This is a genomic window from Pseudomonas sp. IT-P2 (genome assembly GCF_949767575.1).
GTDB classification, from domain to species: Bacteria; Pseudomonadota; Gammaproteobacteria; order Pseudomonadales; family Pseudomonadaceae; genus Aquipseudomonas; species Aquipseudomonas pharyngis.
The window spans coordinates 136,922-152,162 of record NZ_CATKQA010000004.1 but is presented as its reverse complement, the minus strand read 5'-3'; the positions used below and the strand labels follow the sequence as shown (position 1 = coordinate 152,162).

At 61.7% G+C, this 15,241-nt stretch carries 17 protein-coding genes; 9 read left to right on the top strand and 8 right to left on the bottom strand.

Annotation, left to right across the window (positions count from 1 at the left end; genetic code table 11):
- The 4 genes from ACM6JM_RS03500 to ACM6JM_RS03485 form a co-directional block, all read right to left on the bottom strand.
- Positions 1 to 675 carry an urease accessory protein UreF gene (locus tag ACM6JM_RS03500; RefSeq protein WP_039766717.1) on the bottom strand — a complete coding sequence of 225 codons (675 nt, stop codon included), beginning with the start codon at positions 673 to 675 and terminating at the stop codon, positions 1 to 3.
- Entirely contained in the window at positions 672 to 1,172 is a 501-nt protein-coding gene (ureE, locus tag ACM6JM_RS03495; protein WP_414881345.1) for an urease accessory protein UreE, read from the bottom strand. Before ureE ends, ACM6JM_RS03500 begins: the two co-directional genes overlap by 4 nt.
- A gap of 203 nt (positions 1,173 to 1,375) precedes the next feature.
- On the bottom strand, positions 1,376 to 2,008 hold the full coding sequence (locus tag ACM6JM_RS03490; protein ID WP_039766718.1) for a TetR family transcriptional regulator: 633 nt from the start codon (positions 2,006 to 2,008) through the stop codon (positions 1,376 to 1,378).
- Positions 2,009 to 2,179: 171 nt separating this feature from the next.
- Positions 2,180 to 2,686, bottom strand: coding sequence for a hypothetical protein (locus ACM6JM_RS03485; protein ID WP_039766719.1), 507 nt, complete (start codon positions 2,684 to 2,686; stop codon positions 2,180 to 2,182).
- A gap of 381 nt (positions 2,687 to 3,067) precedes the next feature.
- Between ACM6JM_RS03485 and ACM6JM_RS03480 the strand changes: the two genes are divergently transcribed.
- Entirely contained in the window at positions 3,068 to 5,143 is a 2,076-nt protein-coding gene (locus ACM6JM_RS03480; protein WP_074689654.1) for an AsmA family protein, read from the top strand.
- Between the two features lie 71 nt (positions 5,144 to 5,214).
- On the opposite strand, the gene ACM6JM_RS03475 is transcribed toward ACM6JM_RS03480, so the two are convergent.
- Positions 5,215 to 5,745, bottom strand: a complete 531-nt coding sequence (locus ACM6JM_RS03475) for a ferritin-like domain-containing protein (RefSeq protein WP_414881344.1) — start codon at positions 5,743 to 5,745, stop codon at positions 5,215 to 5,217.
- Between the two features lie 98 nt (positions 5,746 to 5,843).
- Positions 5,844 to 6,746, bottom strand: a complete 903-nt coding sequence (locus ACM6JM_RS03470) for a LysR substrate-binding domain-containing protein (protein WP_074689655.1) — start codon at positions 6,744 to 6,746, stop codon at positions 5,844 to 5,846.
- Positions 6,747 to 6,865: 119 nt separating this feature from the next.
- On the opposite strand from ACM6JM_RS03470, the gene ACM6JM_RS03465 reads away from it, so the two are divergent.
- The 3 genes from ACM6JM_RS03465 to ACM6JM_RS03455 all read left to right on the top strand — a co-directional run bounded on the left by ACM6JM_RS03465 (position 6,866) and on the right by ACM6JM_RS03455 (position 8,792).
- A complete protein-coding gene (locus ACM6JM_RS03465) occupies positions 6,866 to 7,504 on the top strand; it encodes an FMN-dependent NADH-azoreductase (RefSeq protein ID WP_414881343.1) in 639 nt (212 codons plus the stop codon).
- A complete protein-coding gene (locus tag ACM6JM_RS03460; RefSeq protein WP_007950617.1) occupies positions 7,505 to 7,810 on the top strand; it encodes a DMT family transporter in 306 nt (101 codons plus the stop codon).
- Positions 7,811 to 7,901: 91 nt separating this feature from the next.
- Positions 7,902 to 8,792, top strand: coding sequence for an esterase/lipase family protein (locus tag ACM6JM_RS03455; protein ID WP_221534722.1), 891 nt, complete (start codon positions 7,902 to 7,904; stop codon positions 8,790 to 8,792).
- On the opposite strand, the gene ACM6JM_RS03450 is transcribed toward ACM6JM_RS03455, so the two are convergent.
- Complete coding sequence (locus ACM6JM_RS03450; RefSeq protein WP_064593155.1) at positions 8,789 to 9,682, bottom strand: DMT family transporter; 894 nt, start codon at positions 9,680 to 9,682, stop codon at positions 8,789 to 8,791. The genes ACM6JM_RS03455 and ACM6JM_RS03450 overlap by 4 nt on opposite strands.
- Before the next feature lie 98 nt (positions 9,683 to 9,780).
- Between ACM6JM_RS03450 and ACM6JM_RS03445 the strand changes: the two genes are divergently transcribed.
- From ACM6JM_RS03445 to ACM6JM_RS03435, 3 genes are all read left to right on the top strand, one after another.
- Positions 9,781 to 10,575 (top strand): AraC family transcriptional regulator, encoded by a 795-nt coding sequence (locus ACM6JM_RS03445; RefSeq protein ID WP_074689660.1) that lies wholly within the window; start codon positions 9,781 to 9,783, stop codon positions 10,573 to 10,575.
- Between the two features lie 63 nt (positions 10,576 to 10,638).
- Entirely contained in the window at positions 10,639 to 10,944 is a 306-nt protein-coding gene (locus tag ACM6JM_RS03440; RefSeq protein ID WP_064379136.1) for a PsiF family protein, read from the top strand.
- A gap of 341 nt (positions 10,945 to 11,285) precedes the next feature.
- Positions 11,286 to 12,299 (top strand): AI-2E family transporter, encoded by a 1,014-nt coding sequence (locus tag ACM6JM_RS03435; RefSeq protein ID WP_011332225.1) that lies wholly within the window; start codon positions 11,286 to 11,288, stop codon positions 12,297 to 12,299.
- Between the two features lie 108 nt (positions 12,300 to 12,407).
- Here the strand turns inward: ACM6JM_RS03435 and ACM6JM_RS03430 are convergent, their stop codons facing one another.
- A complete protein-coding gene (locus tag ACM6JM_RS03430; protein ID WP_414881342.1) occupies positions 12,408 to 13,676 on the bottom strand; it encodes an Hsp70 family protein in 1,269 nt (422 codons plus the stop codon).
- Positions 13,677 to 13,969: 293 nt separating this feature from the next.
- Between ACM6JM_RS03430 and ACM6JM_RS03425 the strand changes: the two genes are divergently transcribed.
- The gene (locus ACM6JM_RS03425; protein WP_039766790.1) at positions 13,970 to 14,908 is read left to right on the top strand and encodes a DnaJ C-terminal domain-containing protein; all 939 of its coding nucleotides are present in this window, start codon (positions 13,970 to 13,972) and stop codon (positions 14,906 to 14,908) included.
- A gap of 23 nt (positions 14,909 to 14,931) precedes the next feature.
- Positions 14,932 to 15,237, top strand: a complete 306-nt coding sequence (locus ACM6JM_RS03420) for a chaperone modulator CbpM (protein WP_085667737.1) — start codon at positions 14,932 to 14,934, stop codon at positions 15,235 to 15,237.
- The last annotated feature ends 4 nt before the right edge of the window (positions 15,238 to 15,241 follow it).

Genomic DNA, 15,241 nt, shown 5'->3' with positions numbered 1-15,241 from the left:
CTAGGAACGGAACAGGCGGCTGTACTGGCGCTCATGGGCCATGCACGCCAGGGACAGACCGAACGCGGCGCTGCCGAGGTGTTCGGGGTTGATTCGGGTGGCGTCCTGCTGCGCCTGTTGCAGCAGCGGCAGCAGTTCGCTGGTCAGGCGCTGGGCGGCTTGCTGGCCCAGCGGCAAGGTTTTCATCAGCACCGCGAGCTGGTTTTCCAGCCAGCTCCACAGCCACGCGGCGAGGGCGTCCTGCGGGCTGATCTGCCAGGCGCGAGCCGCCAAGGCCCAGCACAGGGCCAGGTGCGGCTCGGCGCAATGTTCGAGAAAGTCCCGCGCGGGCTGATCGAGTTCGGGCAAGCCGTTGAGCAATTGCTGCAACGAGTAGCCCATCTGCCGGCTCTCCAGATGCAGTTCGCGGGTTTCGCGGCTGGCGCGATGGCTTTCGCAGAGCTTGCGCAATTCATCCCAGTGTTCGTCCGCGGCGGCCTGGCAATGGGCGAGCAACATGGGCGCCTCGAACCGCGCGAGGTTGAGCAGCAATTGATCGCTGATCCAGCGGCGGGCGCTGTCCGGGCTGTCGACGCGGCCGTTATCCACAGCCATTTCCAGGCCCTGGGAATAGCTGTAGCCGCCAATCGGCAATTGCGGACTGGCCAGGCGCAGCAGCGCCCAGGCCGGGTTCACAGACGGACGCCGAACTGATGGAGTTTCGGCGCGTAGTTGAAGTCTTCGTCACCGTGCCGCGAATGGTGATGGCCGCCGCCGTAGGCGCCGTGTTCCGGCTGGAACGGGGCCTCGATCGATTCCACGGCGGCGCCGAGCTGTTCGAGCATCGCCTTGAGCACGTAATCGTCAAGCAGCCGCAGCCAGCCGTCACCGACTTGCAGCGCAACATGGCGGTTGCCCAGGTGATAGGCGGCGCGGGTCAGTTCGAAAGCATTGGCGCAGGTGACGTGCAGCAATTGTTCAGGGCGGGCACAGACCCGGACGATCCGGCCATCTTCGGCTTGCAGGCAATCACCGTCATACAGCGGCGGCTGACCGCGCTCCAGAAACAGTCCGACGTCTTCGCCTTCGGCACTGAAACAGCGCAGGCGGCTTTTGCTCCTGGCTTCGAAGGTCAGGTGCAACTCGGCGGCCCAGACGGGTTGAGGGTCGATTCTGCGATGAATCACCAGCATCGGAAAGCTTCCAGCAGTGGACAATGCTCAGGCTAGAGCAAGGGGCTTGCCAATCGGACGAAGCGTAGGAAAACCCTGTCGGAGCCTAGTGGATGTTTCAAGATGTTGCAGGATTGTGAGATGTTTTGGTGCATGAAGTTTTTTACATGCACCAATTTGCGGCGCAAAAAAATCGCAGCTCAAGGCTGCGATTTTTTGCTTTCTCACTCGGTACTGCCGAGCCCTTGCCAGTGCTTCAGCCCGATGAAGATAAAGCGCAACTGCTGGGTGATCTTCGCCTGGGGCGTCAGATGCTCCGGCAGGGCTTCGGCCGGCGGGTCGATGATGTCCGGCAGGGTGGCGAACACCGATTTGACGATCAGATCGGCCATCACGCTCAGGCCATCGCGATTCAGATGCTGAAGCTTGGGCATCAGGGCCAGGTCCGCCGCCAGGTCGGAGCTGATGTCTTCACGCAAGCGGCCGATGGCCTGACGCACCGGCAACGATCCGCCGTACTGCTCGCGGGCCAGAAACAGGAATTGCGAACGGTTGGCGCTGACCACGTCGAGGAAGATCCGCACCGACGCATCGATGATGCCGCCCATGACGAATTCGTTGTGGCGTACCAGGCGGATGGTTTCGCGGAAGGTCTGGCCGACTTCACTGACCAGCACCAGGCCGAGTTCGTCCATGTCGGCGAAATGCCGGTAGAAACCGGTGGGCACGATGCCGGCGGTTTTCGTCACTTCACGCAGGCTCAGGCTGCCGAATCCTCGGCCGCTTTCCATCAGGTGGCGGGCAGCGTCCATCAGGGCGTTGCGGGTCTGTTGTTTCTGTTCGGCGCGGGGCAGCATCGCAAGGGAGTGTTCTTAGGCAAGACAAGCGCCGCACTCTAGCAAATCGGCTTTGTCGGCGTCGAACGGCAGGGGGGATGAAAGCGGGAAATCGCGACTTCTTTATACAGGCTGCTGAAAAGTCAAAAGCCCAATCCGGGGATTGGGCTTTTTTTCCAGGCCGCCATGGGCTTAGCTCAAAGCGCTGTTGCGTTCGATCACACGGTCACCACCACCTTCGGCCAGAGTTTGACCTTGTGGAGTGCGGTCACCACCGTCCGATGCCAGGGTCTGGCCTTGGGGAGTGCGGTCACCGCCGTCCGATGCCAGGGTCTGGCCTTGGGGAGTGCGGTCACCGCCGTCAGAAGCCAGAGTCTGACCTTGTGGAGTGCGATCCGAACCGTCTTGAACCAGACCTTTCTCTTCCAGACGATCGCGGCCGCCTTCAGCTACGGTTTGACCTTGTGGGGTTTTGTCATAGCCATCTTGAACCAGGCCTTTTTCTTCCAGACGGTTACGACCGTTTTCAGCCAGGGTCTGGCCTTGTGGAGTGCGGTCGGAGCCATCAGCAGCAACGGTCTGGCTGAACACCGAGTGGCTGGTTTTGACTTGCGGAGTCGCTTGATCGGCAGCTGGCAGAGCGAAAGCGGTGCTGGCCAGCATCGAGAGGGTAAGACTGAACAGAAGTTGGCGTTTCATGATGGGTTGCTCCTTGGGAGGGCGATAAAGTGGGTACGAAGCTAATGCTACTCTCGATAAGTCGATATAAAAGTTCATAAACACAATGGTAATAATCAACAGAATTGATTGTTCCATTGGGAGGCTCTAGCTCGGGCGTTTCAGGCGGGCGGTTTTGCACTGCGGTGGGTATTTTCCACCCACTTGCGCCCCGCAAATGTGCGGGGGCGGTAACGCCAATTCGACCGATCAGTCAGAATGACAACCGTTTTTTCCCCTCGCTGGGGCTTTGGATTAAACCTGCGGGCTGTTTGTCAGTCACAGATTTCATGAGGGCCATCATGGCCTGCCGTTTCAGCTGCGTCGTGCCAATGGATGCAGTCGTCTTCAGGAGCTTTGTGCATGACGCGCACCCGTAAAATCTTCGCCTGGACCTTCGCCACCCTTGTGCTGCTTCTGGCGGTGCTGGTGTTGGTCATCGTGTTTTTCGACTGGAACCGGATCAAGCCGCCGCTCAATGCCAAAGTCTCGGAAGAATTGCACCGACCGTTCGCCATCAACGGCAACCTGTCGGTGGTCTGGCGGCGCGAAATCGACGAGGGCGGCTGGCGCGCCTGGGTGCCGTGGCCGCATGTGGTGGCCGAAGACCTGACGCTGGGCAATCCGGACTGGTCGAAACAGCCGCAGATGGTCACCCTCAAACGGGTCGAGCTGCGCATCTCGCCACTGGCCTTGCTGGCGCAACGGGTGACGATCCCTCGGATCGACCTGACTGAGCCGAACGCACAATTGCAGCGCCTGGCCGACGGTCGCGCCAACTGGACCTTCAAGTTCGATCCCAAGGACCCGAACGCCGAGCCCTCGAACTGGGTGGTCGACATCGGCGCCATCGGTTTCGACAAGGGCCACGTCACCCTGGATGACCAGACCCTCAGGACCAACCTCGACTTGCTGATCGATCCGCTGGGCAAGCCGATTCCGTTCAGCGATATCGTCGGTGACAAAGCCGCGAAAACCGCACAGGACAAGGGCGGGGCACCGCAGGATTACGCCTTCGGCCTGAAAGTCACCGGCCAGTACCACGGCCAGAAACTTGCCGGCCAGGGCAAGATCGGCGGTCTGCTGGCGCTGCAGGACGCGAGCAAACCGTTCCCGTTGCAGGCCCAGGTGAAGATCGGCGATACCAGCGTCGAACTCGCCGGCACCCTGACCGATCCGCTGAATCTCGGCGCCCTCGACCTGCGCCTGAAACTGGCCGGCGCCAGCCTCGGCAATCTGTATCCGCTGACCGGCGTAACCCTGCCGGACACCCCGCCTTATGCCACCGACGGCCATTTGATCGCCAAGCTGCATGAGCCGGGCGGCGCGCAGTTCCGCTACGAACAGTTCAACGGCAAGATCGGTAGCAGCGACATTCATGGCGATCTGGCCTATGTCGCCAGCCAGCCACGGCCCAAGCTGAGTGGCGCGCTGCTGTCCAATCAACTGTTGTTCGCCGACCTCGCACCGCTGATCGGTGCAGACTCCAATGCCAAGCAGAAGGCCCGTGGCGGCGAGAGCAAACAGCCGGCGGACAAGGTGTTGCCGGTGGAAGAATTCAAGACCGAGCGCTGGCGCGACATGGACGCCGACGTCGAATTCACCGGCAAACGCATCGTCCACAGCGAAGAACTGCCGTTCACCGACCTCTATACCCACCTGAAACTCAACGACGGCGAACTGAGTCTGGAGCCACTGCGCTTCGGCGTGGCCGGCGGCAATCTCGACGCGCAGATTCGTCTCAACGGTCGTACCGAGCCACTGGAAGGCCGGGCCAAATTGACCGCGCGCAAGTTCAAGCTCAAACAGCTGTTCCCGACCTTCGAACCGATGAAGACCAGTTTCGGTGAACTCAACGGCGATGCCGACATTGCCGGTCGCGGCAACTCGGTGGCGAAGCTGTTGGGCGGTGCCAACGGCAACCTGAAGATGCTGATCAACGACGGCGCGATCAGTCGCGAGTTGATGGAGCTGGCAGGCCTCAACGTCGGCAACTACGTGGTCGGCAAGATCTTTGGCGACAAGGAAGTGAAGATCAACTGCGCGGCGGCGGACTTCGACATCAAGACCGGCCTGGCGAGCACGCGGCTGTTTGTGTTCGATACCGAGAACGCAATCATCTACATCGATGGCACGGCGAACATGGCCACCGAGCAACTGGATCTGACGGTGACGCCGGAGTCCAAGGGCTGGCGTCTGATTTCCCTGCGCTCGCCGTTGTATGTACGCGGCAAGTTCATCAAGCCGGATGCCGGGGTCAAAGCGGTGCCGCTGATGTTGCGCGGGGCGGGGATGGTGGCGTTGGGCGTGATCGCCGCGCCGGCGGCGGGGCTGCTGGCGCTGGTGGCGCCGAGCGGCGGCGAGCCGAATCAGTGCGCGCCGTTGCTGGAGCAGATGAAGGCGGGCAAGGCACCGGTGACCGTCAAACCCACCAAGTAATCGCAGCAACCCGATCGTTCCCATGTCGAACCGTCTGCGTGGGAACGATCGGTCAGCGGGGGTAGCGGGGATTAGAGGTCTTTCAGTATGTCGGCCATGTCATCGGCATGCTCTTCTTCCTGAGCCAGGATGTCTTCGAAGATCCGGCGGGTGGTCGGGTCCTTTTCACCGATGTACTGGATGATCTCGCGGTAGCTGTCGATGGCGATCCGCTCGGCCACCAGGTCCTCGTAGACCATTTCCTTCAAGGTGTTGCCGGCCACGTATTGCGCGTGGGACATCTTCGACAGCAAGTCCGGGTTGAACTCGGGCTCGCCGCCCAGTTGCACGATGCGTTCGGCGAGACGGTCGGCGTGTCCGGCTTCCTGGGTGGCATGTTCCAGGAACTCGTTGGCGGCGACGTTGGCTTTCAGGCCGTTGGCCATGAAGTAGTGGCGCTTGTAGCGCAAGACGCAGACCAGTTCAGTGGCCAGCGACTCGTTGAGCAGGCGCAGCACTTCTTCACGGTTGGCGCTGTAGCTTTCGGTCACCGCGCCGTTTTCCACGTGCTGACGTGCGCGCTCGCGCAGGGTTTGAACATCAGACAAATGCAGATCACTCATTTCAGTCTCCTGGAGGCTAATCCGATTGGCGTCACGTTCTGCTGACGTGATCGTTACCAGGTTGTGAGTGATGAACGCGGCAAAAAGTTTTGTCGGATTCAGCGCGGGGCATGTCCCGAAAGCAATGCCTCCTCGCGCAGCCAGGCAAAAAACGCCTTCACCGGTGGATGCCGTTCACGGCCCGGTACGCAAAGTGCGCTGTAACCGGCGCCATCCACCTGCACTTCACCCTTGTACGGCACCAGCAGACCACTGGCGACGCTCTGCGACACCAGAATATTGCTCGCCAGCACCAGCCCCTGTCCGGCAATGGCCGCTTGCAGGGCGTAATGCTCTTCGTCGTATTCGCGGACGGCCGGGTGCTGATTCAACCAGTTTTCGCCCGACTGCGCGCACCACGCCTCCCAGCCGTGAGCGTAGAGCTTCGAATTGTGCCAATGCACGCTGATCAGCGCCGGGGTGCGACGGGCGGCCAGCGCCACCTGTTCCGGCGAGCCGTACACGCCGAACGATTCATCGAACAGGCACAACCCGTAGAGGTTCGGGTAATCGTCGAGGCTGTAGCGCAATACCAGGTCGACACTGGCGTCCTGATGCAGATCGATCACTTCGCAATGCGTATCCAGGCGCACATTGATGTTCGGGTGCCTGGCGTAAAACCGCCCCAGTCGCGGCACCAGCCACAGCGCAGCAAACGCGGCGGTGGTCGACAGCGTCAGGCTGCTGCCGCTGCGTTGCGGGCGCAGGGTGTCGACGCTTTGCGCCACTTCCAGAAACGCGCCGTGCAGGCTGCGAAACAGCCGCTCGCCGCCCTCGGTCAGGCGCACCTGACGCGGCAGGCGTTCGAACAGCGCCACGCCGAGCCAGTCCTCCAGCGAGCGGATCTGATGGGAAATCGCCGTCGGCGTCACCGCCAGTTCTTCGGCGGCCGCCTTGAAACTCAACAGGCGTGAGGCGGATTCGAACGCGCGCAGGGCGGTCAGGGGCAAGGCAGCAAACATGGAAACTCCACGGATGAAATCAATTCATCCTGACTGATTTTTGCTCATTTGAGGCGATGAGGTGATGCCTGCAATCTGGCGCCACACCGTCACTCAAGTCTAGTCCCAAGGAGATTCAGATGAGCAAGATTCTTGTGATCCATGCCAGCCCTCGCGGTGAGCGTTCCCATTCGCGGCGTCTGGCGGAAACCTTTCTCAGCGCCTGGCAAGTCCGTCATCCACAGGCTCAGATTACCCGCCGTGAAGTCGGGCGGGCGCTGATTCCGGCGGTTAATGAGGCGTTTGTCGCGGCGGCGTTTTACCCGGAGCCCGAAGCACGACCGCTGACGATGCAGGCCGATCTGGCGTTCAGCGATCAACTGGTGGGCGAGCTGTTCGATCACGACCTGCTGCTGATTTCCACGCCGATGTACAACTTCAACGTGCCCAGCGGCCTCAAGGCCTGGGTCGATCAGATCGTCCGGTTGGGCCTGACGTTCGACCACACCCTGGACAACGGCATCGCCCAGTACACGCCGCTGTTGCACGGTAAGAAGGCGCTGATCGTCACCAGTCGCGGCGGTTTCGGTTTCGGCCCGGGCGGAGAGCTGGAGGCGCTGAACCACGCCGATCCATGGCTGCGCACCGCGCTGGGCTTCATCGGCATCAACGATGTCACGGTGGTCGCCGCCGAGGGCGAGGAATCCGCCGAGCGCACCTTCGCGGTGTCGGTGGCCGAGGCCGAGCAGCGCTTGCTCGACCTGGCCCGGGAGTTCTAGGTGGCCTGGCTGTTTCTGCTGATCGCGGCCGGGTTCGAGGTCACATTCGCCATGGGCATGAAGTACGCCGAGGGTTTCACCCGGCTCTGGCCGTCGCTGATCACCGTGGTCGCGGCGGTGGGCGGGATTTATTTCCTGACCCTGGCGATGCGCGAGTTGCCGGTAAGCATCGCCTATCCGATCTGGACCGCCATCGGCTCGCTCGGCACGGTGTTTCTCGGTTTCGCCCTGCTGGGCGAGAGTCTGACGCTGGTGAAGTTGCTGTCGGTGGGGCTGATTGTGGCGGGGGTGGTGGGGCTGAAGTAGGCTGGTCGTGGAGTTGTCATCATCGAGGAGGATGCTTGGCGGGCGTTTTGCACGCCCTGCATCCACTCACCGACCACAAGGATGTTTGCCCATGTCGCAAGATTCGGCCACACGTTACCCACTGGTGCTGGTGCCGGGAATGCTCGGTTTCATCCGTCTGGTGCTGTACCCCTACTGGTACGGGATCATCAAAGCGTTGCGCCGGGGTGGGGCGACGGTGATTGCGGTGCAGGTGTCGCCGCTCAATTCCACCGAAGTGCGCGGCGAGCAGTTGCTGACGCGCATCGATGAAATCCTGCGCGAGACCGGCGCGGCCAAGGTCAATCTGTTCGGCCATAGCCAGGGCTCGCTGACGGCACGTTACGCGGCGGCCAAGCGTCCGGATCTGGTGGCGTCGGTGACGTCGGTGGCCGGCCCCAATCACGGTTCGGAACTGGCCGACTATCTGGCGAAACATTATCCGGCGGACAGCGCCAAGGGCCGAATCCTCGAGGCGCTGTTGCGTTTTGTCGGCTGGCTGATGGCGCTGCTGGAAACCGGCTACCACGGGCCGAAACTGCCGGTGGATATCCACGCCTCGCACCATTCCCTGACCACTGAAGGCGTGGCGCTGTTCAACCAGCGTTATCCACAGGGCTTGCCTGAGACCTGGGGCGGGCACGGGCCGGAAGAGGTCAACGGTGTGCGTTATTACTCGTGGTCCGGCACGTTGCAGCCGGGCAAGACCGATCGCGGTGGCAACCTGTTCGACGGCACCAACCGCAGTTGCCGGTTGTTCGCCAAAACCTTCGTGCGCGAGCCGGGGCAGTGCGACGGCATGGTCGGCCGCTACAGTTCGCACCTGGGCACGGTCATCGGCGATGACTACCCGATGGATCACTTCGACATCGTCAACCAGTCGCTGGGACTGGTCGGCAAAGGCGCGGATCCGGTGCGGCTGTTTGTCGAGCATGCGGCGCGGTTGAAAGCCGCCGGGGTCTAGGCGGCGCTCGGGGTGCGGGAGCGACCGAGGACGGTGGTCCAACGCTCGGAAAGAATCACCCCGCCCAGCGTCAGCAAGCCACCGACCAGGTGATACATCGCCAGCTGTTCCTTCAATACCACCGCAGCAATCAGCGCGGTGATCAACGGCAGCAGGTTGAAGAACAGCGTGGTCCGGCTCGGCCCCAGGCGCTGCACGGCCTGCATCCAGGCCAGCGGCGCGAGCATCGAGGCCAGCAGGCACGCATACAGCACCAGCGGAATGTTCTGCAGGGTCAGGCCGGTTTTCGGCGACACGGCGTACAGCGGAAACAGCACCACCACCGCCACCAGCACCTGCAAATACAGCAACACCAGCGGCGGCAGGCGCAGCTGCCATTTTTTCAGCAGGGTGCTGTAGATCGCGTAGGCGAGGGTGGCGACCAGCATCATCGCGTCACCCAGGTTCACCCCGTGTTGCAGCAGTGCGCCGAGGCTGCCGGACGACACCACCACCAGCACACCGGCGAACGACAGCAGCGCACCGACCAGCGCACCGGCCGTCAGGCGCTGGCCGAGGCTGATGATCGCCATGGCCAGCGACATCAGCGGCATCAGGGACAGGATGATGCCCATGTTGGTGGCGCTGGTCAGGGTCGCGGCGAAGTAGGCCAGGCTCTGGTAGACCGCCATGCCGAGTACACCGAGGATGAAGATTTTGCCCAGGTTCGGGCGAATCTGCGGCCAGTGCGCGATCACCTTCTTGAGCATGAACGGGGTAAACAGCAGGCCGGCGAGCAGCCAGCGGTAAAAGCCGATCTCGGCGGGAAAGATCGCACCGACCGCGAGCTTGTTGATCACGGTGTTGCCGGCCCAGATGAAAATCGCCAGCAGGGGAAACGCGTATTGCATGGGAGGAGAAACCAGTACGTTGATGAACGGCGATTATCCCCTGTCTGGATGCAGGCCTATACTGCGAACCGGACAACCCGCCCCTGATTCCGGACAGCATGAACAGTAAACACATCGATCTGCTGGATTTCAGCGAACTGCCGTCGGCAGTGTATTTCCGCTATGCCGATTTCAATGCCCACGAATACGCCGCGCCGCATCGCCATCCGTGGGGCACGTTGGAATACGCGGCCCACGGCGTGCTGCATATGGATGTCGATGGCAGCCGCTTCATGTCGCCGCCGCAGTACGCGGTGTGGGTGCCGCCGCAGGTCGAGCACAGTTTCTACAGTCATCAGCCGGTCAATTATCGGGCGGTGTGCCTGGCGCCGGAGGTCTGTTCCGATTTGCCGGCGCAGGCCTGCACTCTCGCGATCAGCGACATTCTCAAGGCGATCCTCAAGGACTTCGCCGCCCGTGATGTGAAGATCCCCGCGTTCGAAGCCGACCAGCGCCTGGCCCAGGTGTTGGTGGATCAACTGCGCCAGGCGCCGGTGCACCAATGCTATTTGCCTTACGCCAGCAGCCCCGGTTTGCTGACCATTCTCGAAACCCTGCAGGCCGAGCCCGGCAACAATCAGCCGCTGGCGCACTGGGCGGCGCAGGTGCATGTCAGTGAGCGCACCCTGGCTCGGCAATTCGTGCGGGAGCTGGGGATGAGTTTCGGCGAATGGCGTCAGCGGCTGCGTTATCTCGCGGCCATCGAGGCGCTGGAGTCTGCGCGCAGCGTGCAGGAAATCGCTTTCGATCTCGGCTACAGCAGCGGCTCGGCCTTCATCGCCATGTTTGCCCGGCAGGCCGGATGTACCCCGGAGCAGTATCGGCGCAGCCATCTTGAGGCCAGGAAGGTGTAACAAGCTTTGACTACACTCCAGCAGAGGCCACCTCCATCGAGGCGGCGCCAAGGAGAAAACTCCATGAAGATGTTGCGTGTCCCTTTGTTGATGATCGGTCTGCTGCTGTGCTCCCAGGGTTTCGCCGCCACGGCGCAACAGAACAAGATGACCACCTGCAACGCCGACGCCACGGCCAAGAGCCTCAAGGGCGACGAGCGCAAAGCCTTCATGAGCACCTGCCTCAAGGCAGCCCCAGCGGCCAACGACGCCAAGGCTCTGACCCCGCAGCAGGAAAAGATGAAAACCTGTAATGCCGATGCCAAGACCAAGGCGCTGACGGGTGATGCGCGCAAGACCTTCATGAGTGATTGCCTGAAGAAAAAATAAAGCGGGTTTGAGTGGTGACTGGCAGATGTGTCCGGCTTGGGATCCAGGCCCTCACCCTAACCCTCTCCCAGAGGGAGAGGGGACCGATTGGCTGGTTTTTGCGCCGACCTGAACGTGCGGCGCTGAATCCAGAATCGACCAGGTCTTTCAGGTTACGGGAGTTCTCTAAATCTACTCGGTCAGTTCCCTCTCCCTACGGGCGGTCCGACGTTTCGGGAGGGCTAGGGTGAGGGGTGGTTCTCAAGCCGAGCCCCAAACCTACAAACACCGCATATCCCTAGTGCTCCCCAAGGATCGCTGGCAGACTGCCAATCCTTTTACGCCGTTCGTTTTGAGGCTGTATGCCAACGTTTTCTGAGCGTCATGTTGTGTTCTGGGTCAGTTGCATCATCATTTTCGGCGGTCTGTTGCTGGTGTTGCCATTGCGTTTGCTGCCCAGCCTGCTGGCCGGGTTGCTGGTGTTTGAACTGGTCAACATGCTCACCCCGCAACTGCAACGGCTGATCGAAGGCCGGCGTGCGCGCTGGCTGGCGGTGGCGCTGCTGGGCACGCTGGTGGTGAGTGTGCTGACGCTGATCTTCGCTGGCGCCATCAGTTTCCTGCTGCATGAGGCGGAAAACCCTGGCGCTTCCCTCGACAAATTCATGGGCGTGGTCGACCGTGCGCGTGGACAGTTGCCGCCGTTCATCGACGCCTACCTGCCGGCCAGTGCCGCCGAGTTCCGGGTGGCCATCGGTGAATGGGCGAGCAAGCATTTGTCCGAACTGCAACTGGTGGGCAAGGACGCGGCGCACATGTTCGTGACGCTGCTGATCGGCATGGTGCTGGGCGCGATCATCGCCTTGCAGCGCGTGCCGGACGTCACCAAGCGCAAGCCGCTGGCGGCCGCCCTGTTCGACCGTCTGCATCTGCTGGTTCAGGCGTTTCGCAATATCGTGTTCGCGCAGATCAAGATTTCCCTGCTCAACACCTTCTTCACCGGGATCTTCCTGGCGGTGGTCCTGCCGCTGTTCGGGATCAAGCTGCCGCTGACCAAGACCCTGATCGTGCTGACCTTCCTGCTCGGTCTGCTGCCGGTGATCGGCAATCTGATGTCGAACACGCTGATCACCATCGTCGGCCTGTCGCTGTCGATCTGGGTGGCGATTGCGGCGCTGGGTTACCTGATCTTTATCCACAAGCTCGAATACTTTCTCAACGCGCGCATCGTCGGCGGGCAGATCAGTGCCAAGTCCTGGGAGTTGCTGCTGGCAATGCTGGTGTTCGAGGCCGCGTTCGGCCTGCCGGGGGTGGTGGCGGGGCCGATTTATTACGCGTATCTGAAGAGTGAGCTGAAGCTGGGCGGGATGGTTTAAAAGCAGCTGCGAGTTTTGAGCTGCAAGCCGCAAGAAAAAGGCAAGAGCGGTGGTCGCTCTTGCCTTTGCTTTTACTTGTAGCTTGAAGCTTGCAACTTGAGGCTGGCGTTAAACGCCGTAGCGCTTCATGGCTTCAATCGCCAGACCGCTACCAATGCTGCCGAAGATGTTGCCTTCAACATGCCGCGCGTTCGGCAGCATCGCCGAGACGCTGTTGCGCAGTGCCGGAATGCCGCTGGAACCACCGGTGAAGAACACCGTATCGACCTGACCCACCGCCACATTGGCGTCGGCCAGCAACTGGGTGACGCTGCCGCGCACGCGCTCGAGCTGCGACTCGATGGCCGACTCGAACAGCGCCCGGGTCAATTCAACGCTCAGGCCCGACTCGATGCGATCCAGCGGCACATGACGGCTGTCGTTATGGGTCAGGTGGATCTTGGTTTCCTCCACTTCCATCGCCAGCCAGTGCCCGGCGCGCTGTTCGATCAGCTTGAACAGACGGTCGATGCCGCCGGTGTCCTCGATGTCGTAACGCATGCTGCTCAGAGCCAGGGTCGATTTCTGCGAGTACACCGAGTTGATGGTGTGCCAGGTCGCCAGGTTCATGTGGTGGCTGGTTGGCATGAATGCGCCGCTCTTCATGCGGCTGCCGTAGCCGAACAGTGGCATCAGGCCCTGCAGGCTCAGCTGTTTGTCGAAGTCGGTCCCGCCGATGTGCACGCCGCCGGTGGCGAGGATGTCGTCGTGACGGTTATCCACACCACGACGCTCGGGCGACAGGCGCACCAGCGAGAAGTCCGAGGTACCACCGCCGATGTCGACGATCAGGACCAGCTCTTCCTTTTCGATGGTCGACTCGTAGTCGAAGGCCGCGGCAATCGGCTCGTACTGGAACGACACGTCCTTGAAGCCGAGCTTACGTGCCACTTCCACCAGGGTGTCTTCGGCTTCCTGGTCGGCCAGCGGATCGTCGTCGACGAAGAACACCGGACGGCCCAGCACCACTTGCTCGAACTCACGACCGGCGGTCGCTTCGGCGCGGCTCTTGAGCTGGCCGATGAACAGCCCGAGCAAGTCCTTGAACGGCATCGCGGTGCCGAGGACGCTGGTGTCGTGTTTGATCAGCTTGGAACCCAGCAGGCTCTTGAGCGAGCGCATCAGCCGGCCTTCGTAGCCTTCCAGGTACTCGTGCAGCGCCAGACGGCCGTAAACCGGACGGCGCTCTTCGATGTTGAAAAAGACCACCGACGGCAGGGTGATCTTGTCGTCTTCCAGCGCGATCATCGTTTCCATGCCGGGGCGCAGCCAGCCGACGGTGGAGTTGGACGTGCCGAAGTCGATGCCGCAGGCACGGGCTGGAGAGGCGTCTTTCATGGTCTTTCGGTTCCGGTCAAAAAAACGGCCGCGCAGTGTATGTCAGTGCGCGACAGATTCGAAGGCCGGTCATCTGCTATTTCACGACTAAGCTTGCTTGAAACTCGGCGCTTTGCCCCAAACTTGCTGGCATGGGCCGGCAGACATACCGGCGGTCGCAAGAACCGCCGTCCACTGCCGATAAACTTCTGCTGCGCCACCCGGTCACAAACTTGAGATCGGTCAACCCGGCACGCGCGAATAGGCGCATGCTGGCATCGGCGCGAAATCGATAACGGATGGTGATTCCTTCGATGGACTTCAAAGACTATTACAAGATACTCGGCGTGGAGCCGACGGCTGACGACAAGGCAATCAAGGCTGCCTATCGCAAGCTCGCGCGCAAATACCACCCCGATGTCAGCAAGGAAAAGGACGCCGAGGCCAAGTTCAAGGACGCCTCGGAAGCCTATGAAGCGCTGAAAAGCGCCGACAAGCGCGCCGAATACGACGAACTGCGTCGTTATGGCCAGCACGGTCAGCCGTTTCAGGGCCCGCCGGGCTGGCAAAGCCGTGGCGGCAGTGGCGACACCGGCGACTTCTCGGACTTCTTCAGTTCGATCTTCGGCAATCGCGGCCCCGGTTTCGGTGGCGGCGCTGGCCGGCAATCCCGCAGCGCCGGACGGCGAGGGCAAGACGTGGAACTGGAACTGCCGATCTTTCTGGAAGAGACGCTTTCGAACGAATCGAAAAAGATCAGCTTCCAGGTCCCGCAATACAACGGTTCGGGCCAGCACGTCAGCAACACCAGCAAGAGCCTGAACGTGAAGATCCCGGCCGGTGTGGCCGACGGCGAGCGCATCCGCCTCAAGGGCCAGGGCGCACCGGGCATCGGTGGCGGCGCCAATGGCGATCTGTACCTGACCATCCGTTTCGCGCCGCACCCGAAATTCGACGTCGAAGGCGAAAACCTGATCATCACCTTGCCGCTCGCTCCCTGGGAGCTGGCGCTGGGCGCCGAAGTGGCCGTGCCGACCCTCACCGGCAAGATCAACCTCAAGGTCCCGGCCGGCAGCCAGAACGGCCAGCGCATGCGTGCCAAGGGCCACGGTCTGCAGAACAAGGCGGGCGAGCGCGGTTATCTGTTCGTCCAGCTAAAGGCCGTGATGCCCAAAGCCAACGGCGATGACGTCAAGGCGCTGTGGCAGGAACTGGCGAAGAAGGCCGCCTTCAACCCGCGCGAGAACTTCTGATACTGACGACGGAGTAGCCCATCATGAGCAGCCCCCTGATCGTTCAACTGGACATGGCAGAATTCTGTGAGGCGGCCGACCTGTCGGACGTCTACGTGATCGAAATCGTCGAACACGGCATCCTCGAACCTCAGGGCACCCAGCCCAGGGAATGGCGCTTCACCGACTACGAACTGACCCTGGCCAAACGCGCCGCCAAGCTGCGGCGCGACCTGGAGCTGGAATGGGAAGGCGTCGCCCTGGCGCTGGACCTGCTGGAAGAAGTGCAGGAGTTGCGATCCGAGAACCGCATGCTCCGTCAGCGTCTGGCGCGGCTGGTGGTCGAGTAGCGTT